The following is a 19,921-nucleotide window of genomic DNA, read 5'->3' as shown; positions in this document are numbered from 1 at the left end:
AGTCAGTCCTTGAGGAGTTGGCGGGCCATGACGATGCGCTGGACCTGGTTCGTGCCCTCGTAGATCTGGGTGATCTTGGCGTCTCGCATCATGCGCTCGACCGGGTAGTCGCGGGTGTAGCCGTACCCTCCGAGGAGCTGGACCGCGTCCGTCGTGATCTCCATCGCGGCGTCGGACGCGAAGCATTTCGCGGCCGCGCCGAAATAGGTCAGGTCCTTGTCGCCGCGCTCGCTCTTGCCCGCCGCCGCATAGGTCAGCTGCCGCGCCGCCTCGAGCTTCATGCCCATGTCGGCGAGCATGAACTGCACGCCCTGGAACTCGGCGATCGGCTTGCCGAACTGCTTGCGCTCCTGCACGTAACCCAGAGCGAAATCGAGCGCGCCCTGGGCGATGCCGATCGCCTGGGCGGCGATGGTGACCCGGGTGTGGTCGAGGGTCTGCATCGCGGTGGCGAAGCCGGTGCCCTCGTCGCCGATCATCCGGTCCGCCGGGATCCGCACGTTGTCGAAATAGACCTCGCGGGTCGGGCTGCCCTTGATGCCGAGCTTCTTCTCCGGCGCGCCGAAGCTGACGCCCTCGTCGCCCTTCTCCACCACGAACGCCGAGATGCCCCGGCTGCGCGCGGCGGGGTCGGTGACCGCGAAGACCGTGTAGTACTCCGACACGCCCGCGTTCGTGATCCAGCGCTTCACGCCGTTGAGCACCCAGTGGTCGCCGTCGCGGACCGCCTTGGTGGTCATCGACACGGCGTCGCTGCCGGCCTCCGGCTCGGACAGGCAGTAGGAGAACATCGCCTCGCCCGCCGCCACCGGGGTCAGGTAGCGCTCCTTCAGGGAAAGGGAGCCGGCCAGGATCAGCGGCATCGTGCCCAGCTTGTTCACCGCCGGGATCAGCGACGACGAGGCACAGGCCCGCGCCACCTCCTCGATCACGATGGCCGTGGCCAGGGCGTCCGCGCCGGCCCCGCCGAACTCGACCGGAATGTGCGGCGCGTGGAAGTCGGCCGCGCGCAGGGCGTCATAGCTGGCCTTGGGGAACTCACTGCTCTCATCCGCCTCGGCCGCGTGCGGGGCCACTCGGGCGTCGCACACCTCACGCACCGCCGCGCGGATCGTCTGGTGGTCCTCCGGCAGCTGGTAGACGTCGAACTCGCTCATGACCGTGCCCCTTCCGGTGCGGCTCCGCCCCACATGTTACTGGCGCGTAGGGTACGCCTGTCACCCCCGGCAGCCCGACCCGTGAGAGAGTCTTCGTCCGTGACGATCCCGTACCCGACCCAGCCCTCCGCGATGGCCTTCCCCCAGGTGCAGCCGCCGTCCGGAGCGCCACGTCCGCGGCTGGCCTTCCTCGGCACCGGTTACCTGGGCGCCACCTATGCCATCTGTTTCGCCGAGCTCGGTTACGAGGTGCTCGGTTTCGACGTCGACGAGGCCAAGATAGCCAAGCTGGCGGGCGGCCAGGTGCCATTCCACGAGCCCGGGCTCGACGAACTGCTGCGCACCAACCTGACCTCCGGGCGGCTGCGCTTCACCACCTCTTACGACGAGGTGGCCGATTTCGCGGACGTGCACTTCATCTGCGTGGGGACGCCGCAGCGTGGGGACGGCATGGGCGCCGATCTCACGTACGTCGAGACCTCGGTTTCGAATCTGGCCCGCCGCCTCACCCGCCGTGCGCTGATCGTGGGCAAGAGCACCGTGCCCGTCGGCACGGCCGAGTGGATCGAGCAGCTGGTCGCCAAGCACACCGACCCGGCTCTGCGGATCGAGGTGGCGTGGTCGCCGGAGTTCCTGCAGGAGGGCTTCGCGGTCGAGGACGTGCTGCGGCCCAACCGGATCGTGGTCGGCGTGAAGACCGACTGGGCCAACGGCATGCTCTATGCCGCGCACAAGGGCGTCTTCGACCTGGCCGCCACCGAGGACCGCGAGGTGCCGCTGGTGGTCACCGACTTCGCCACCGCCGAGCTGGTCAAGGTGGCGGCGAACGCGTTCCTGGCCACCAAGATCAGTTTCATCAACGCGATGTCCGAGGTCTGCGAGGTGGCCGGCGGCGACGTCACCCAGCTGTCCAAGGCGATCGGCTACGACCCCCGGATCGGCAACCGCTTCCTGCAGGCCGGCGTCGGGTTCGGCGGCGGCTGCCTGCCCAAGGACATCCGGGCGTTCCAGGCGCGAGCGCAGGAACTGGGGGCCGGCGAGGCGCTCCGCTTCCTGCACGAGGTCGACCTGGTCAACCAGCGGCGCCGCACCAAGGTCATCCAGCTGGCCGCCGAGCTGCTCGGGCGTTCGTCCGGCCCGGCCGGCCCGGATCTGGCCGGCACCCGGATCGCGGTGCTCGGCGCCGCGTTCAAGCCCAACTCCGACGACGTGCGCGACTCGCCCAGCCTGGCGATCGCCGCGACGCTGGCGAAGGCGGGCGCGGACGTGCGCGTCTACGACCCGCAGGGGATGGCGAACGCGCGGCTGGCCCAGCCAGGCCTGGCCTACCAGCCGTCGATGAACGAGGCGGTCACCGGCGCCGAGCTGGTCTGCGTGCTGACCGAGTGGTCCGAGTTCCGCAACGCCGACCCGCAGGCGCTGGGCGCGCTGGCGGCCGGCCGGCTGGTGATCGACGGGCGGAACTGCCTGGATGCCACGCTGTGGGTGCGGGCCGGGTGGACGTACCGCGGGATGGGCCGGCCGCACCCGACGGTTTGACGAGGTTCAGACCTGTTTCCATAGATGTCGCCCCCCGTGAGCCTGTTCTAATTAGGTGTCGTACCGGCATGCTCTGATTAGGGACAGTTCCCGAGGCGGTCGAGGAGGTTCTGTGGCGCAGGCTGACGAGCCCGACGGTTACGACGATGAGCTGGCCCGCATTGACGCCTCGATAGCCGAGCTCAAGATCAAGGACATGGCGGCCGCCAAGGAGCGGACGCAGATCGCGAGCAAGATCCAGGCCGCGCAGTTCCAGCGCGACATTCTCGCGCACGCGAACACCCAGAAAAAGGCCAAAAAGAGCACAAAACCCCGTCGGGTACGCCGTCCGTCAAGCGCCGATTCGCCACTGCCCCCTCCCCCGCCGCCCCCGGCCGCTTCCGTGCCCGACTGGGCCGCGCCGAACACGCCGCACGCCGGCGGAGTGGCGACCGACGGCAACACGCTGCTGGTCGACGACCCGCCGCCGTCCGAGATGCCGGCCGCCCCGCCGCCGCCGCGCCGCCCGACGGCCGAGCACCCGCCGCCGCATCCGCCGCATCCACCCGAGGCGTCCTCGCAGTCGGTGCAGAACATCCTGCTCGTGCTCGGCGCGCTGCTGCTGGGGGTCGCGGCGGTCGTCTTCGCCACGGTCGCGGTGACCAACCCGGTCGGCCGGGCCGCGGTGCTCGCCCTGTTCACCGCGATCGCGCTGGGCTTCGCGCCGTCGATCGCCAAGCGCGACCTGTCCTCCACGGCCGAGACGGTCGCCGCGGTCGGCCTCGTGCTGCTGCCGATGACGCTGTACGCGCTCTATGACAGCCCGGTCTCCGGCGGGTCGTCGACGGCCGTGTTCCTCGGCGTGGTGTTCGCCATCACGGCGGTGGCCGGGTTCCTCTATGCGGGGTTCACCCGGCTCAACACGCCGCGTTACGCCACGGTGATCGCGGTGCAGCCGGTGCCGCCGCTGCTGGCATACCCGATCATCGAGAGCCCGGCCGGTTGGGGCCTCGCGCTGGCCGCCGTGGCCCTGCTCGACCTGCTGCTGCTCACCACCGTGATCCGCACCGGCCGGCTGGTGCCGCGCTGGCCCCTCAACCGGCCGGGGCCGGGCGACCGCGAGGGCATGGCCGAGGCCGACGCCGCAATCGAGGCCGGTCAGCGTGACTTCGCCCAACGTGACTTGGCCCAGCGCGACCTGCTGCTCGACGATCCGGAGTTCATGCCGGACCGCCCCGAGTCCCGCCCGGAAGAGCCCGACCTGATCATCGGTTCGCTCTCCGGCCGGCGCCGGCGCTGGCTGCCGACCCGCATCTTCCCGGGCCGCCGGCCCGCCGGAGCGCCCGCGGCCGGCACCGTGCCGCTGCACCCACCGGCCACGCCGCCCTCCGCCGACCTGCTGCGTGAGCTGACCTTCGCGCTGCTCTGCGCCGCGGTGGCCGGCGCACTGCTCTATGCGGGCGGCGCGCTGATCGGCGCCCAGGCGGTGCCCGACGCGATCCGGTCCGGCCTGATCCTGATCCTGGCCGCGGTGACCGCCTCGGCGGCCGCCTGGATGCTCGACAACCTGACCGCGCGCAACGTCGCCGGCGCGGTGCTCACGCTGGCCGTGATCGGCGCCTGCGCCCGGGTCGCCGCGGTGGCCTCGCCACGCTGGACGCTGATGGTCGCCGCCGGCGCGGTGGCCTGCACCGGCGCCCTGGTCGGGCTGGTGCCGCCCGAGGTCCGGCGCGGCCCGCAGCTGGCCTCGGCGGCCGCGCTCACGCTGATCGGGCTGCTCATCGCGGTGGACGCGCTGCGGGCCGCGCTCGCGCCGGTGCAGGCGGCCCGTCCGGTCTGGGCGGCCGACACGGCGGCCTATGCGGGTCGGATCGCCGAGGCCGCGGGCCCGTCCGGCTGGCTGCTGGCGGTCAGCGCGCTGCTGCTCACCTTCGCCGCCGCCCTGGCACTCCCGGCCGAGTGGCGCTGGGAGGGCGCGGTCACCGGCGTCGCCCTGACCGCGCTGGCCATCCCGTCGTCGCTGGGCCTGCCCTGGTCCGAGGCGCCGTGGCCGCTGGTGGTCGCCGCGATCGGCATCGGCGGTGCGGGCCTGATGGCGCCCACCCGGCGGGCCGCGATCGCGCACATCGCCGCGGCCGGGGTGGTCGGGCTGTTCGGGGCCGGCGCCGCGCTCAGCGCCACCTGGCTGACCGCCGCCGTGCTCACCGCGATCTCCGGCGCCGGGGTGATGGTCGCGATCGCGGCCCGGCAGATCCCGGCCCGGCTCTATGCGTGGCTGATCGGCGACTGGGCGGCCGGCGCCGCCGCGCTGGCCCTGCCCGGCGCCGCGGTCACCGCCGTGCTGGCCGTCTCCGACCCGGGCGGCGGTCCCCCGGCGACCGAGGCGGTCACCGTCCCGGCGCTGGCCGTCGGCTTCCTGGCGGTGGCCGGCACGCTGACCTATGCCGCCGTGTTCCAGGTGGCCCGCCGCGAGGTCAGCCTTCCGCTGACCATCGGCACCGGCGCCGGCGCGGTCGCCATGGCGCTGGCCGCACTGCTCGCGCCCGGCGCCACCGCCCCCGACATCTGGGTGGGCGCGCTGCTGCTGGCCTCGGCCGGGCTGCTGTTCTTCGCCAAGTCGATCGACAACGGCCGGCGCGCCGACCGGATCCTGGACGGTCCGGACATCGCCGCGGCCGGTGCCACGGTGGCGATCTGCGGCGCCCTCTCCCGGGTCGCCGCGCTCGCCTTCCCGGACGCGCCGCTGGTGGTGGCCGGCCTGGTCGTGCTGTTCGTCGGGCTCGGCGTGCGCGCGCTGCCCGAGGAGTGGCGGCGCGGCCCGGTCCGCGGGCTCGGCGTCGCCGGCCTGGTGGTCGGCCTGATCGCCGCCTGGCTGGCGCTGAACGCCGGCCTGCGCATCCTCGCCTCCCCCGGCCCGATCTGGGGCTCCGATCTGAGCGGATACCCGGGCAACGTGCCCGACGCCGCCTGGCAGGCGCCGATCGCGCTGCTGTTCGTGGCGGTCGCGGCCGCGGCGGCGCTTCCGCCGCCCTATTCCTATGACGTCGGCGCGGCCTGCGCGGCACTGGCCACGATCGGCGCGCCCGCGGCGTTCGGGCTGCCGTGGTGGTCGCCGCTGCTGGTCGGCGGTGCGGTGGCGCTGGGCTACAGCGTTTCGGCGGTGGCGGCGTGGGACCCACGGGCGGCGATCGCCCGGACGGCGGTCGCGGCCGTGGTCGCCGTGCATTTCGTCGCGGTCGGGCTGATGCGGCCGTGGTCGACCGCTCTGGCCCTGCTGCTCGTCGTGCTCAACGGGCTGCTGGTCGCCGTGCTCAGCCGAGCCGGGCAGCCGTTCACCGCGCCGGCCCACGAGACCAACGCGGACGCCACCCTGATGGCGCGCGACGACACCGGCATGCCCCGGCACCGCGCGCTGATCGGCGGCGCCGCCACCGCGGGTGTGCTGCTCGCGGTGCCCGGAGTGTTCGCCGCGGTGGCCGCCGACCAGGGCCGCGGCGCCCAGGTGGTGCTGACCGCGGCGCTGGCCGCGTCCGCGCTGAGCCTGGCCGTGCTGTGCGCGTCCGGCCGGTGGATTCCGCAATACCTGCCCTGGGCCACGTTCGGCCTGGTCGCCGGCGCCACGATCACGGCACTCGCGTCGATCCCGTCGGACTACCCGACCGCGCTCTATGCGGCCGCCGCCGCCCTGCTCGGGGTGGTCGCCGAACTGCTGCGCGGCGCGACCCAGGCGCCCGGCCTCACTGTCGCACCGGACCGCTACTGGGTGGAGCGGCGCCGCTGGACCACCATCCGGCCGAGCGGCCTGCGGGGGCGCTGGCTGGTCGACCCGGCCACCGGCGCCGTGATCGTCGCGATCGTGCCGACCCTGCTCGCCCTGGTCTCGCTGGGCCCGGCGCTGGTGGGTGCGCTGTTCGACCCGTTCCAGCAGCTCGGCCAGACCTGGCAGGGGCCGGTCGAGGCGTTGACGAACCCGACCACCGGCTCGGTGGACGGCACCAGTGTGCTGGCCGCGGTGCTGCTCACGGTGGCGGCCGCGCTCGCCGCGCTGGGCTTCGGCGGCAAGGCGGCCGAGTCGGTGCCGGTCATCCTGCCCGGGCTGGCGATCACGCTGCTGATCGCGCCGATCGGCTTGCACCTGGCGTGGCCGGCCTCGACCAGCGCGGCGCTGGTCGTCTTCACCGTCGCGATGCTGGGCCTGGCGCTGACCCCGCCGCCGATCGCCACCCGGGCGCCGCTGCTGCGGACCACCCGGGTGGTGGTGTTCGTGATCGGTTTGATGGCCGGTGGCGCCGGGCTGGCCGGGGCGTTGGCCACCCAGCCGCTCACGCTGTTCACGCTGGGCAGCGCGGTCGGTGTCGGGCTGGTGGCGGCGGTCGCCGGGCGCACCGGTTATGCCCGGGTGCTGGGCTGGCTGTTCGCGACGGCGATGGGTCACGGTTTCGTGCTGACCACCGCGCAGGCGGCCGGGTTCGACCGGCGGTGGGCGGCGTTCGGCGTGCTGGCGGTGGGTGCGGCGCTGCTGATGATGGAGGCGAGCCTGCCGCGGCTGGGGCTTCCGCAATACCGCATCGAGGCGGTCACGGTCGAGTGGAGCGGTTACGCCTCTGCCTTGCTGGCCGGGATCCTGGCGTACGACTCGCCGGAGCACCTGGCCGCGCTGCTCGCCGCCTTCGGTGCGGTGCTGGGCCTGACGGCGACGCGGCCGGACCGCTCGCCCCGTCAGCGGCGCAACCTGTTCTGGCTGGCGGTGGGCTTCGAGGTCGTCGGCTGGTGGCTGTTCATGACGCTCTCCGATGTGGTGCTGCCGGAGGCATACACGTTGCCGTTCGCCGCGCTGGCCCTCGCGGTCGGCGTCCTGGAGGCGCGCAACCGGCCCGACCTGAGCAGCTGGGCGGCCTACGGCCCGGCGCTGCTGGCGGCGTTCGTGCCGACGGTCGGCATCGTGCTGACCACGAACGGCGGCACGCTGCGCGAGGTGCTGCTGCTCTGCGGCGGGGTCGGCACGCTGATCGTCGGTTCCCAGCTGCGGCAGCAGGCGCCGGTGGTGGTGGGCGCGGCGGTCACGGTGATCGCGGCGATCCACTTCGCCATGACGCTGGTCGGGCCATGGCTGGTGCTCGTGCCGCTGGGCGCGGTCCTGCTCTTCCTGGGCGCGACAAACGAAAACCGCCGCCGCACCCAGGAACGCCTCCGCGGCGCCCTGGTCCGCATGCGCTGACGAACACCCCGATCCAACAGGCGCTTGCGCTCTGACGGGCGACTCAATCGGGGCAGCGTGGCCGGCGGCTGGGATGCCTGCGCGGGATCAGCACACTGACCGGGCTCGCGCTCGCGGTGCAGATCGGTGACTGGCACCGTTTCACCGGCGCCACCATCGCCTCGTTCATCGGGCTCACCCCGGCCGAGAACTCCTGCGGCAGCAGCCGCACCCAAGGACCGATCACCAAGACCGGCAACAGCCACGTCCGTCGCCTGCCGGTCGAAGCCGCCTGGCACCACCGCCCTCAATACCGTGGCGGCGTCACCGTGCAGCAGCGGTGGAACCTGGCTCCCACCGCCGCCCGCGTCCGCGGTGACCAGGGAAACCGGCGGCTGCACCACCGCTGGGTCACCTTCATCGACCGCCGCAAACGACACACCGTCGCCACCGTCGCGGTCGCCCGCGAGCCGGCTGGCTGGTGCTGGTCGTCAGCCCACCCTCGAGGCCGGCTGACCAGCCCTCAAACGGCTTGACCGGCCACACCCCTGGTGGCAGCGCGTACAGCGACCCGGGATTCGACTATGAGCAGCCCCCAAAGCCACGCTCGTTCCTAGACACGCGCAAGCGCTCCAGCCGAACCACCGCCCTGCGGTAACCAACCCGCGGAAATCAGCCTGACCCGCGCGTCGCCCAACGACACGCACACCAGGACCACCACCGGCCAAGCACGAGATACCCGCCCAGCAACCAGCCGGACGGGCGTCTCACCATGCCCCTTGACAGAACCCCACTACATGTCAGTCGAAGTGCAGGGTCAGGCTGCTCGTGTAGGCCGAGCTGTTGGATGGCCCGCGAGTCTGTGGAGTCGCGCCGGCCGGCCAGAAGCGGGTGGCTCGGTAGGCGTACCCGTCTTGGTTTGCGGTTTCGAATTCGACCTGGACCTCGTCGCCGGCGGCGAAAGCCGCGAAGCCCTCGACGGCCGCGGCCGAGAAGTGGGCCCAGCAGCCGCCCGGCGTCCCGGCCGTGTCGAGCACGCCCCACCCTTCGTCGACGTGCCACTCGCGCACCGAGCCGATGATCGCCATCAGCCCAGCAACTTCGCGCGGAGGGCCTCGTCCTTCTCGGCGACCAGGCGCTCGAGACCGGCCTGGAAGTCCACCATTCGCTTGCGCACCACCGGATCCGACGCGCCGAGGATGCGCACCGCGAGCAGCCCGGCGTTGCGTGCGCCGCCGATCGACACGGTGGCCACCGGCACGCCGGCCGGCATCTGCACGATGGAGAGCAGCGAGTCCATGCCGTCCAGGTATTTCAGCGGCACCGGCACCCCGATCACCGGCAGTGGTGTCATCGCGGCGACCATGCCGGGCAGGTGTGCCGCCCCGCCCGCGCCGGTGATGATCACCCGGAGGCCGCGGGCGGCGGCGGTGGTCGCGTAGTCCACCATCTTGCCGACCGTGCGGTGCGCCGAGACCACGCCCACTTCGAACGGGATCTCGAACTCGGCCAGCGTCTCGGCGGCGGCCTCCATCGTGGACCAGTCCGAGTCGCTGCCCATGATGATGCCGACCACCGGCGCCATGGCTAGATCCCCTCGTGAAGCCGGCGGGCGGCGCGCTGGGCTCGCGCGCGTACCGTCGGAAGATCGTCTCCCAGGACCGTGACGTGGCCGATCTTGCGGCCTGGCCGCACCTGCTTGCCATAGAGGTGCACGCGCGCGCCGGGGTCCTCGGCGAACAGATGATGCACCCGCTCGTCGATCGAGATGCCGCCCGGCTCGCCGCCGAGCACGTTGGCCATCACGACCACCGGCGCGATCAGGGTGGTGGCCCCCATCGGGTAGTCGAGCACGGCCCGCAGGTGCTGCTCGAACTGCGACGTGCGGGCGCCCTCAATGGTCCAGTGGCCGGAGTTGTGCGGGCGCATCGCGAGTTCGTTGACGACCAGCCCACCGGCCGTCTCGAACAGTTCCACCGCCAGCAGCCCGACGACGCCGAGGGCGGTGGCCAGGTCGATCGCGAGTTGCTGCGCCTCGAGGGCGCGCGCTTCGGACAGGTCCGGCGCGGGCGCGATGACCTCGACGCAGATGCCGTCCTGCTGCACGGTTTCGACCACCGGGTAGGCCGCGACCTGCCCGAACGGCGACCGCGCGACGAGCGCGGCCAGTTCGCGCTGCAGCGGCACCCGCTCTTCGACGATCAGATCGGTGCCGGTGGCGATCAGGTCAGCGGCCTGCTTCTCGTTGCCGAGCATCCAGACGCCGCGCCCGTCATAGCCCCCGCGCGTGGCCTTCGCCACGACAGGCCACCCGGTCCGCGCGGCCATTTCGGAAACATCCGAAAGCGACCGGACGGAACGCCAACGCGGCACCGGCGCGCCCAACTCCGCCAGCCGCTCCCGCATCCGCCCCTTGTCCTGCGCGAACACCAGCGCATCGGCGGACGGATAGATCTTGATCCCGTCCTTCTCCAACGCCCGGATGTGGTCCCCCGGCACATGCTCATGATCGAACGTGACGGCATCACACCCCGCGGCGAACGCCCGCAGAGCAGCCAGATCCGTGTGCGTCCCGATGCGCACATCGGAAGCAACCAGGGCAGCGCTGTCCTCCGGCGACTCCGCCAGCACTCGCAGCGACTGCCCGAGCGAAATGGCGGCCTGATGGGTCATGCGAGCCAGCTGCCCGCCACCCACCATGCCCACCACAGGCAACCCGGTTCGACCATCCATGACCGGCCCAGCCTAGCCATACGCTGCCGTGATCCCCTCCGGCCCCCCAAGAGCAAAACCACTTCCGGGGTACGCCGGGCACAGGACCACAACCGCAGCACCCGAGAACCCCGCCTCCGGCGGCTGCCGGCTGTCCGGAAGCGGTAACCAGCTGTCAGGTCACGCCGTCCCGGCGTTACCGTGCAACATGCTCCGGAACGCCGCGCTCACCTCCTGCATCGTGCTCGCCGTCGTCCTCACGTCCGGGCCGGCCCTCGCCGCTCCCAGTGGCGGAACCCCGGGCGCGCCCGGCGCCGGCGACCCGTATTTTCCGCTCGACGGCAACGGCGGATACGACGTCCGGCACTACGCGCTGGACGTGCACTACACCCCGGACACCGACGTGCTGGCCGGCGTGGCGACGATCCAGGCCCGGGCCACCCAGCACCTGTCCGCGTTCAATCTGGATCTCGACGGGCTGACGGTCCGGTCGATCACCGTGGACGGCCGCGCGGCCGCCTGGTCCCGCAGCGGCGGCGAGCTGACCGTGCGGCCGCCTCGCAGCGTGCGCGACGGTCGCACGTTCACCACCCGGATCGCGTACGACGGGGTGCCGGAGACGATGCGGGATCCGCTGCTCGGCTCGTCCGGCGTGTTCCACACCGACGACGGCATGGTGATCATCGGTGCGCCGGATGTGGCGGCCACCTGGTTCCCGGTCAACGATCACCCGAGCGACAAGGCGTCGTACACCTTCCGGGTCACCGTCCCGGCCGGCACCGAGGCGGTGGCCAACGGCGTGCTCGTCGGCCGGTCCACCCGGGGCGGCCGGACCACGTGGACCTGGGACGCCCGGGAGCCGATGGCTTCGTACCTGGCCACGGCCACGGTCGGTGACTTCGACCTGCGGGCGTACCGGTCCGATGGAGTTCGTTACTGGGACGCGCTCGACCCGGACCTGTTCGAACCCGCCGCCGTGCCGCGCACCGGCTCCCGGATGGCCCTGAGCGGCAGCGCGAACTCCGCCTATCGGCGGCTGACCCGCACCATCGACGTGCCGGCCGGCGGTGCGAGCCTCGGCTTCTGGGTCGACCGCGACACCGAGCCCGACGGGGACTTCTTCCTGGTCGAGGCGCGCACCGCCGGCGGCGACGACTGGACCACGCTGCCCGACGCCAACGGGCACACGTCGGCGGCCACCGGCAACGTCTGCCTGTCCCCGATCTCGATACACCCGTTCCTGACCCACTACGTCACCCCGGAGTACAGCCCGGAGGGCGTCTCCTGCACGCCGTCCGGCTCGACCGGCACGTGGTCGGCCGCCTCCGGGGCAAGCGACGGCTACGAGCAGTGGTCGGTCGACCTGTCCGGCTACGCCGGTCGGTCGGTGGAGGTCTCGCTGACCTACGTCACCGACGACTTCGGCACGCGGCCCGGCGTCGCGGTGGACGACGTGTCCGCGAGCGCCGGGAGCACCTCGTTCGAGGAGGACGGCGACACGTTCGACGGCTGGTCGGGTTCCTGGACTTCCGGCACTGTCGACGACCTGCCGCCGACCGACGGACAGATCGCGGCCGGATCGCTCGCCCGCCAGCCCGAGATCCTCCGGTTCCTCTCCGGCCTCTTCGGGCCGTACCCGTTCACCAGCGCCGGCGGCATCGTCGACGACACCGACCGATTCGGCTACGCCCTCGAGAACCAGACCCGCCCGATCTACGCGCGCTCGTTGTTCTCCAGCCCGGCGGACGGCGACAGCGTGCTGGCACACGAGCTCGCCCACCAGTGGTACGGCAACAGCGTGTCGCTGCGGCGGTGGCGCGACATCTGGCTGAACGAGGGCTTCGCCACGTACGCGTCCTGGCTCTGGAGCGAGCACGACGGCCTCGCGACCGCCCAGCAGATCTTCGACTCCACCTACGAGTGGCTGCCGGACGACGCGGAGTTCTGGAACCTGCACATCGGCGATCCCGGCCCGCGGAGCCTGTTCGCCGGCGAGGTCTACCAACGCGGTGCGATGACCCTGCACGCGCTCCGGCGCACAGTGGGTGACCGGGCGTTCTTCCAGATCCTGCGCACCTGGGCCACCGCCCGCGCCGGGCAGAACGTGGACACCGCGCAGTTCGTCACGCTGGCCGAACGCGTCTCCGGCCGGCCGCTCGACGACTTCTTCACCGCGTGGCTGCACACCTCCGCCAAGCCGCCGTTCACGCCAGGCAGTGGTCCAGCTCGGTGAGGATGTCGCCGATCTCGACGCCCAGCGCATCGGCGATCTCGAGCTCCGGCGGCCGCACCAAGATCGGCGCAGCGCTCACCGATACGGCGACCGAGGTCAGGCGCGCGGGCCGCCTGCGCTCCTGGGCCGAGCCGGCGACTTCCCCGCCGCCCTCTCCCCGGAACGCCGCTGACCCCTTTGCTCTGCTTCCCCAGAGGAAGCGCCACCCGCTTGCTCTGTTCCCTCGGGGAGAGCGCCACCCGCTTTGCTCTGCTTCCCCTGGGGGAGCGCAACCCACGTTGCTCTGCGCCCTCGAAGGAAGCGCCACCCGCCTTGCTCTGCGCCCTCAGAGGAAGCGCAACCCGCCTTGCTCTGCGCCCTCAGAGGAAGCGCAACCCGCCTTGCTCTGCGCCCTCAGAGGAAGCGCAACCCGCTTGCTCTGCTTCCCCAGGGGATGCAGCCACCCGCTTCCTCAGAGGAAGCAGAGCAAGCGGGTGGGCTCAGGCTCGGAGTCGGGCGTGGAGGTCGTCGACCGTGGTGGCCGGGCGGTCGCAGACGAAACCCCGGCAGACATAGGCCGTGGGCTCTCCGCCGGCCAGCGGACGATCCGCCAGCAGCGGCACCCCCGGCCGGTCCGGCTCGCCGGATACCACCACCGTGCCCGGTGGGGCCGCGCGCAGCGCCGCTTCGAGCAGCGGTGTCGGGCCCTGCGTGGCGATCGCGATCTCGTACGGTCCGGCCAGTGCCGCCTCGGCCACCGCCGCGGAGTAACCGGCGAACCGGGCATGGGTGCCGATCAGCGGCGCGACCGTCTCCAGGGCGGCGTCCGCGGCCGCGCGGTAGCCCTCCTCGCCACTCAGCGCCGCGAACGACACCAGCGCCGCGCAGATCGCCGACAGCCCGGACGGGGTCGCGTTGTCGGTCGGATCGGCCGGGCGGGTCACCAGCTTCTCGGCGTCGTCGGCGGTGTCGAAGAAGCCGCCCGATCCGGTGCCGAAATGCGCCAGCGCCACGTCGAGCAGGGTGCGCGCCAGATCCAGCCACTTCCCCTCGCCGGTGGCCTGGTGCACCGCGGTGAAGGCTTCGGCCACGCAGCCGTAGTCCTCCAGGACGCCGGGCGGCGAGCCGACCACGCCGTCGCGGGAGACGCGGCGCAGGCGGCCGTCGACCAGGTGCCGGTCGGCCAGCACCGCGGCCAGCGCGACGGCCTGGTCCAGCAGCGGCGCCGAGCCGGTGAGCTGCGCGTGCTCGACCAGGGCGGTGATCGCCAGGCCGTTCCAGGAGGCGACCACCTTGTCGTCGCGGGCCGGCTGTGGGCGGCGCGCGCGGGCCTCGAGCAGCCGCGTCCGCACGTCCTGCCAGCGGGCGACCAGCGCCGGGTCGGCCGCGTCGATGTCCCGGGCCAGCACCAGCACGCTGCTGCCGTGCTCGAAGGTGCCGGCCGTGGTGACGCCGAACAGGTCCGCCGCCCAGACGCCGTCGTCCTCGCCGAGCGCCTCGATCAGCTGGGCCGGCGTCCACGCATAGGTCAAACCCTCGACCCCGTCGGTGTCCGCGTCCAGGGCCGAGGCCAGCCCGCCGGCCGGGGTGCCGAGGTCGCGCAGCAGGAAGGCGGCCGTCTCGTCCGCGATGCGCCGCGCGAACGGATCGCCGGTCAGCCGCCACAGCTGCGTGTAGGTCCGCAGCAGCAGCGCGTTGTCGTACAGCATCTTTTCGAAGTGCGGCACGGTCCACGTCGCGTCGACCGCATAGCGGGCGAATCCCCCGGCCAGCTGGTCGTAGATGCCGCCGCGGCCCATCCGCTCCGCGGTGTGCCGCACGATCTCCAGATCACTCTCCGCAGATGTGCGCTGGTGTCGCCGCAGCAGGAAGAGCAGGTTCATGTGCGGCGGGAACTTCGGCTTGCCACCGAACCCGCCGTTCACCTCGTCGTGGTCCTTGGCCAGCTGATCCGCCGCGCGGTCGAGCAGCTCGGCGGAGATCGGCGCGGTCGGCCCGCCGACCAGCTGAGCGCCGCCGATCGCCTCGACCACGGCCGCGCCCTGCTTGACCACCTCGTCACGCTGCGTGCCCCAGGCCTGGGTGACCGAGGCCAGCAATCGGGTGAAGTTGGGCTTCGGGAAATAGGTGCCGCAGAAGAACGGGTCGCCGTCGGGCGTCGCGAAGACCGTCATCGGCCAGCCGCCCTGCCCGGTCATCGCCTGCGTCGCGGTCATGTAGACCGCGTCCACGTCCGGACGCTCCTCGCGATCCACCTTGATCGCCACGAAGTCGTCGTTGATCAGCTTGGCGACGGCCTCGTCCTCGAACGACTCGTGCGCCATCACGTGACACCAGTGGCAGGCCGCGTAACCGACCGAGATCAGCACCGGCACATCACGCCGCCGGGCGTCCGCGAACGCCTCGGCGGACCAGGGCCACCAGTCGACCGGGTTGCCGGCGTGCTGCAGCAGATAGGGACTGGTCGCGTCCGCGAGACGAGTGGCCATGCCCCCAAACTAGCCCGAGATGCTCAGGAGGCGTCGTCGGCGCGCAACGGCACGATCTTGGCCGGGGCGGCGTCCGCGAGCTGGCGCAGCGCGAACACGATCTTGTCGTCCGGCAGCGGCTGGCAGAAGTGGTAGCCCTGCGCGATCGTGCAGCCCAGCGCCAGCAACGCGGTGCGCTGCTCGGCCGTCTCCACGCCCTCGGCGACCACCCGGGCGCCGATCCGCTCGCCCATCTCGACCGCGCCGCGCACCGCCGCCTCGGCGGCCGGCGAGTCGATCATGCCGTCCACGAACGACCGGTCCACCTTCAGCTCGTCGGCGGCGACCCGGGTCACGATCGACAGCGAGGAGAAACCGGTGCCGAAGTCGTCGATGGACAGCTGCACGCCCACCTCGCGGAGCCCGGCCAGCACCTCGTCGACGATCTCGTGGTCGCTCACCGCGACCGACTCGGTGATCTCCAGCACCAGCTGGCCGGCCGCCACCCGGTGCCGCCGCAGCAGGTCGGTGATCTGGCTGGGCAGCGTCGGGTCGAGCAGGCTGCGGGCCGAGATGTTCACCGAGACCGGCAGGTCGAAGCCGTTGCGCGCCCAGTTCGCCGCGGCCGCCAGCGAGCGGTCCAGCACATAGCGGGTGAACGCGCCGAGCAGCTCACTGTGCTCGACGGTCGGGATGAACTCGCCCGGCGACAGCTGCCCGCGCCGCGGGTGCTTCCACCGGGTCAGCGCCTCGACCCCGGTCGGCGCGCTGGTCTCCAGGTCGACGGCGGGCTGCAGGGCGAGCACGATCTGGTCGTCCACAGCCAGCGCGTCGCGCAGCTCGGCGAGCATGGCGAGCCGGTCGGTGGAGCCGATGTCGCGGGCGCTGTCATAGGTGCCCACCGCGACGCACAGCTCCTTGGCCTGCTGCAAGGCGAGCCCGGCCCGGCGGATCAGCTCGGCCACGTCGCCCAGCCCGGCGCGGGTGACGACAACGCCGATGGTGGCCTCGACGGAGAGCCGCACGCCGGCGATCTCCATCGGCTGGGCCAGCTGCTCGCCCAGGTCACGGGCCCGGCGGATGACCTGCGGCAGCGGGTTCGACACCTCGTGCAGCCGGCCGGACGAGTCGGTCAGGGTCAGCACGGCCGGCATCAGCAGCGCGAACTCGTCGTCGCCGATCCGCGCCACCAGCTCGCCCTCGCGGGCCAGATCGGTGAGCCGCTCGGCGATCACGGTCAGCACCTCGTCGCCGGAACGGTGCCCGAGGGTGTCATTCACCTCGCGGAACCGGCGCAGGTCGAGCAGCAGCAGGCCGATGTGGCGTTCGCGGTCGAGAGCGCGCAGCGCGCGGTCGCCGTCGGCGAGCAGTGCGGCCCGGTTGGTGAGGCCGGTCAGCGGGTCACGGACGCCGTCGCGGGCCACCCGGGTCTCCAGATCGGTGAGGCGCTCGTGGGTCGCGGCGTCGTGCAACGCGCCGGCCAGCGCGTCCCCATAGGCGGACACCGCCAGCTCGTCGCGGGTCACCGGCAGGGTCGGCTCGGACAGCCACACGGTGAGCTCGCCCACCGTGGCGCCGGCCACCGCCATGGTCCGGGTGATCACCGGGCCGGGCAGGCCGGAGGCGGCCACGTCCTGTCCCGGCGCGTCCTCGTAGTAGCGCCGCATGCCGCCGCCCGGCACCAGCAGCTCGATCTCCACCCGGCGGGCGCCGAAGACGTCCAGCGCGCCGCGCAGGCCGGCCGCGATCACGTTGGCCTCGACCACGCCGGGCAGGGTGGCGGTGGCCTTGGCGAACGCCGCCCAGACGCGCCGCTCCTCCTCGGCCACCAGGTGGTAGCGATAGGTGCGCTGGAGCAGCCACAACGCCGGCGGGAAGGTGAGCAGCCACAGTGGCTCGCGCAGCATCACCCAGAGGCCGAAGAGCGCGATCAGGCCGTTGCCGACCAGCATCGGCACCTTGGCGTTGAGCGCCCGCACCACGATCTGCCCGGCCGACGCGTCGCGGTGCAGCGCCAGCGTCAGCGTGGCCAGCCCCAGCGTGATGACCAGATAGGCACACGCGCCCGCGACCAGGGCGACCATCATGCGGGTCTCGCCGATCGCGGCGCCCGCGGACACCATGGACGCCACCACTGTGGCGCCGGCCGCGCCGATGGTCAGCGACGAGGCCAGGTGCACGATGTCGGCCACCGAGCGGTGGTCGCTGAGCCACGAGATGAGCAGCCAGGCGCCGGCCGCGCCGGCGAAGGTGGCGACCGGCAGCCAGCCCGGCGGCGCCAGCGCGAAGCCGAGGATGAACGCGGCCTCGCCCCAGGAGACGCTGACCGTGCCGCGGCCGAGCCGGAACCGCAGCCGGGCGAGCTGGCCGGCGGCGACCAGCGCCGCGGCGATCCCGAGCCCGCCCAGTGGGGACAGTGGACCGCCACTCGGCGCCGAGCCCGGCACCAGGAGGCCGATCGCCACGGTGAGCAATGCGACGCAGAGGACTGTCGCATTCAGCCAAAGAACCTGACGCGGACGTCCGGCAAGACCGAACCGATCCGGTGTCCGGGCCGTATGAGTAATCGGGGACGGGGTCATCGCATCCCCCAGATCAACTGCGGCACTCGCGAATGCACGTGCATCTGCAGTGGAGGAAGCGCCTGTCGGAAAGTGGTCGACATCAGCGCCCCCTTCCGCACAGGGTCCAGGGGCATTCAAGCCCCCGGCGGAAGGCTAAGCCAATACAGAGGAAGACAACAGGGGTCGGCGGAATGTGATCGACAATCTCCGCTAAGTAACTGTCGGTGACCACTGTCGATGCACTGCCACTACCCAAAGTGGAGCCGGTCCGGATCGGTCAGGTACGCGCGGCGGGATCCTCCGGCGGCGTCGGCCGATCGGACCCTTCCGGGTCGCTGACCTGCGCTTCCGCATCGTCATCGGAAGACGACGATCGATCTTTGTCCTGTCCGGCAGGCGACTCGCCGACTGTCGGATCGGCGACCGAACCGTCCGCACGGCGCTTATCGGCGTTGTCGAAACTGTCGGGAAGCCGACGCAGACGCTTGTTCATGTTGCGGATCAGCAGAACAGTCGCTATGGACATCAGCACAATGATGAAGAGACCCATCGGGCCGGCCAGGCCGCCCGATCGGGTGTCTCCGAAGTTGTTGACCGCAAAGAAGTCCACGCACAGAGAGTAACGCGTCAGCGGGCGTGTGCCGTCTCCCGGATGCCGGCGAACAGATCCGACTCCGGCACCGGGCTGTCGACGAGCGACCGCGCCAATTCGAAGTCCTCGGTCGGCCACACCTTTTGCTGCAGATCCATCGGCACCTTGAACCAGAAGCCGTCGGGGTCGACCTGGGTGGCGTGCGCCCGCAGGGCGTCGTCGCGGATCCGGAAGTATTCCCCGCACTCGACCCGCGTGGTGATCTTGTCGCCGCGGTCCTCCCGGTCGGACCACTTGTCCAGCCACTCACCGTATGGCGACTCGAGGCCGGCGGCGAGCATGCCCTCGTGCAGCGCCATCATGCGGGCCCGGGTCCAGCCGGAGTTGTAATAGAGCTTCAGCGGCTGCCACGGCTCGCCGAGCTCGGGGTGCACCTCCGGGTCGCCGGCCAGATCGAAGGCGACCGCCGAGATCTTGTGACACATGATGTGGTCGGGGTGCGGATATCCGCCGTTCTCGTCATAAGTCGTCATCACCTGCGGACGGAACTCACGGATCAGCTTGACCAGCGGCAGCGCCGCCTCCTTGGGCTCCTGGAGCCCGAAGCAGCCCTCCGGCAGCGGCGGCGGCGGGTCACCCTCGGGCAGCCCGGAGTCGACGAAGCCGAGCCAGGCCTGGCGCACGCCGAGGATCTCGCGGGCCCGATCCATCTCCGCCCGACGGATGTCGGTGATGTCGGCGAGCACCTCGGGGCGGTCCATCTTTGGATTGAGCACACTGCCGCGCTCACCGCCGGTGCACGTCGCGACCAGCACGTCGACACCCTCGCGGACATAACGAGCCATGGTGGCCGCACCCTTGCTCGACTCGTCGTCGGGATGCGCGTGCACCGCCATCAAACGCAACTGCTCAACCACTGGAGACTCCCCTGGATCCGGGCCGATTCGCCCGGCTGGAAGAATGGACACAGCCATTCTGGCTGATCACACCGACAAGAACGTACGAGAGGCCGTCCCGGTGAGCGAGACGCGCGCCACAACTCCGGTGTTCCCGCCCGGCCGTTACGGCCACCGGCGCGAGCCGGCCGGCCGCCGTCGCCTGCTCCCGATCGTCCTCGCGGTCCTGGTGCTCGCCGCATCCGCCCTGCTCACGGTTCGTCTCTACGACCGATACGGCGACCCGGACTACCAATCGAGGATCGTCGGCTGGAGTGCCGTCTCGGACACCAGGCTGAGCATCGAGTTCACCGTGCGGATCCCGCGGGACGGCACCGCCGAGTGCATGCTGCGGGCCCGCACGTTCGACGGCACGGACGTCGGCCGGGTCACCACGACGGTGCGCAATCCGGGCGCCACCGGGGCGGTCAGCGCCCGCGCCGAAGTTGCCACGCGGACCCGCGCCTCGGTCGGCGACGTGCTCCGCTGCCACGCTGCCGGATAGCGCCGGGCGCGCGGCCCGCTGGTAGAGTTTGGGATTCGTTACGTTCCGTTGCCCCTCACGA

The 19,921-nt window shown here is 71.9% G+C and carries 13 protein-coding genes; 5 read left to right on the top strand and 8 right to left on the bottom strand.

Annotated elements, in window-relative coordinates; genetic code table 11:
- Positions 1–2: 2 nt before the first annotated feature.
- On the bottom strand, positions 3–1,157 hold the full coding sequence (locus tag ACZ6TI_RS11150; protein WP_465344839.1) for an acyl-CoA dehydrogenase family protein: 1,155 nt from the start codon (positions 1,155–1,157) through the stop codon (positions 3–5).
- Positions 1,158–1,256: 99 nt separating this feature from the next.
- Between ACZ6TI_RS11150 and ACZ6TI_RS11145 the strand changes: the two genes are divergently transcribed.
- The 3 genes from ACZ6TI_RS11145 to ACZ6TI_RS11135 all read left to right on the top strand — a co-directional run bounded on the left by ACZ6TI_RS11145 (position 1,257) and on the right by ACZ6TI_RS11135 (position 8,408).
- The gene (locus tag ACZ6TI_RS11145) at positions 1,257–2,696 is read left to right on the top strand and encodes a UDP-glucose dehydrogenase family protein (protein WP_465344838.1); all 1,440 of its coding nucleotides are present in this window, start codon (positions 1,257–1,259) and stop codon (positions 2,694–2,696) included.
- 112 nt (positions 2,697–2,808) lie between these two features.
- Positions 2,809–7,893, top strand: coding sequence for an SCO7613 C-terminal domain-containing membrane protein (locus ACZ6TI_RS11140; RefSeq protein WP_465344837.1), 5,085 nt, complete (start codon positions 2,809–2,811; stop codon positions 7,891–7,893).
- Between the two features lie 68 nt (positions 7,894–7,961).
- A complete protein-coding gene (locus ACZ6TI_RS11135) occupies positions 7,962–8,408 on the top strand; it encodes a transposase (RefSeq protein WP_465344998.1) in 447 nt (148 codons plus the stop codon).
- A 264-nt stretch (positions 8,409–8,672) separates the two neighbouring features.
- On the opposite strand, the gene ACZ6TI_RS11130 is transcribed toward ACZ6TI_RS11135, so the two are convergent.
- Genes ACZ6TI_RS11130 through ACZ6TI_RS11120 form a run of 3 tightly spaced genes read right to left on the bottom strand, consistent with a single transcriptional unit; the run spans position 8,673 to position 10,605 of the window.
- Entirely contained in the window at positions 8,673–8,960 is a 288-nt protein-coding gene (locus ACZ6TI_RS11130) for a cold shock domain-containing protein (RefSeq protein WP_465344836.1), read from the bottom strand.
- Positions 8,960–9,457, bottom strand: coding sequence for a 5-(carboxyamino)imidazole ribonucleotide mutase (purE, locus tag ACZ6TI_RS11125; RefSeq protein WP_465344835.1), 498 nt, complete (start codon positions 9,455–9,457; stop codon positions 8,960–8,962). The genes ACZ6TI_RS11130 and purE overlap by 1 nt, the downstream gene beginning before the upstream one ends.
- Positions 9,458–9,459: 2 nt before the next feature.
- The gene (locus ACZ6TI_RS11120) at positions 9,460–10,605 is read right to left on the bottom strand and encodes a 5-(carboxyamino)imidazole ribonucleotide synthase (protein ID WP_465344834.1); all 1,146 of its coding nucleotides are present in this window, start codon (positions 10,603–10,605) and stop codon (positions 9,460–9,462) included.
- Between the two features lie 187 nt (positions 10,606–10,792).
- Here ACZ6TI_RS11120 and ACZ6TI_RS11115 point away from each other — a divergent pair, with 187 nt between their 5' ends.
- A complete protein-coding gene (locus ACZ6TI_RS11115; protein WP_465344833.1) occupies positions 10,793–12,817 on the top strand; it encodes a M1 family metallopeptidase in 2,025 nt (674 codons plus the stop codon).
- Between the two features lie 479 nt (positions 12,818–13,296).
- On the opposite strand, the gene ACZ6TI_RS11110 is transcribed toward ACZ6TI_RS11115, so the two are convergent.
- The 4 genes from ACZ6TI_RS11110 to mca form a co-directional block, all read right to left on the bottom strand.
- On the bottom strand, positions 13,297–15,285 hold the full coding sequence (locus tag ACZ6TI_RS11110) for a thioredoxin domain-containing protein (protein WP_465344832.1): 1,989 nt from the start codon (positions 15,283–15,285) through the stop codon (positions 13,297–13,299).
- A gap of 23 nt (positions 15,286–15,308) precedes the next feature.
- Positions 15,309–17,846, bottom strand: a complete 2,538-nt coding sequence (locus ACZ6TI_RS11105; RefSeq protein ID WP_465344831.1) for a putative bifunctional diguanylate cyclase/phosphodiesterase — start codon at positions 17,844–17,846, stop codon at positions 15,309–15,311.
- 259 nt (positions 17,847–18,105) lie between these two features.
- Positions 18,106–18,438, bottom strand: a complete 333-nt coding sequence (locus ACZ6TI_RS11100; protein ID WP_465344830.1) for a hypothetical protein — start codon at positions 18,436–18,438, stop codon at positions 18,106–18,108.
- 17 nt (positions 18,439–18,455) lie between these two features.
- A complete protein-coding gene (gene mca / locus ACZ6TI_RS11095) occupies positions 18,456–19,337 on the bottom strand; it encodes a mycothiol conjugate amidase Mca (RefSeq protein WP_465344829.1) in 882 nt (293 codons plus the stop codon).
- Between the two features lie 100 nt (positions 19,338–19,437).
- Between mca and ACZ6TI_RS11090 the strand changes: the two genes are divergently transcribed.
- Positions 19,438–19,860 carry a DUF4307 domain-containing protein gene (locus tag ACZ6TI_RS11090; RefSeq protein ID WP_465344828.1) on the top strand — a complete coding sequence of 141 codons (423 nt, stop codon included), beginning with the start codon at positions 19,438–19,440 and terminating at the stop codon, positions 19,858–19,860.
- The last annotated feature ends 61 nt before the right edge of the window (positions 19,861–19,921 follow it).

It is taken from the genome of Actinoplanes sp. NPDC051388, assembly GCF_055586225.1.
This window is presented reverse-complemented; position numbering and strand designations above follow the sequence as displayed.

Bases quoted from the DNA above. Each gene is read 5' to 3' on its own strand.
- purE (WP_465344835.1), bottom strand. From the start codon at position 9,457: ATGGCGCCGGTGGTCGGCATCATCATGGGCAGCGACTCGGACTGGTCC.
- ACZ6TI_RS11130 (WP_465344836.1), bottom strand. From the start codon at position 8,960: ATGGCGATCATCGGCTCGGTGCGCGAGTGGCACGTCGACGAAGGGTGG.
- ACZ6TI_RS11105 (WP_465344831.1), bottom strand. From the start codon at position 17,846: ATGACCCCGTCCCCGATTACTCATACGGCCCGGACACCGGATCGGTTC.
- ACZ6TI_RS11110 (WP_465344832.1), bottom strand. From the start codon at position 15,285: ATGGCCACTCGTCTCGCGGACGCGACCAGTCCCTATCTGCTGCAGCAC.
- ACZ6TI_RS11115 (WP_465344833.1), top strand. From the start codon at position 10,793: ATGCTCCGGAACGCCGCGCTCACCTCCTGCATCGTGCTCGCCGTCGTC.
- ACZ6TI_RS11120 (WP_465344834.1), bottom strand. From the start codon at position 10,605: ATGGATGGTCGAACCGGGTTGCCTGTGGTGGGCATGGTGGGTGGCGGG.
- ACZ6TI_RS11150 (WP_465344839.1), bottom strand. From the start codon at position 1,157: ATGAGCGAGTTCGACGTCTACCAGCTGCCGGAGGACCACCAGACGATC.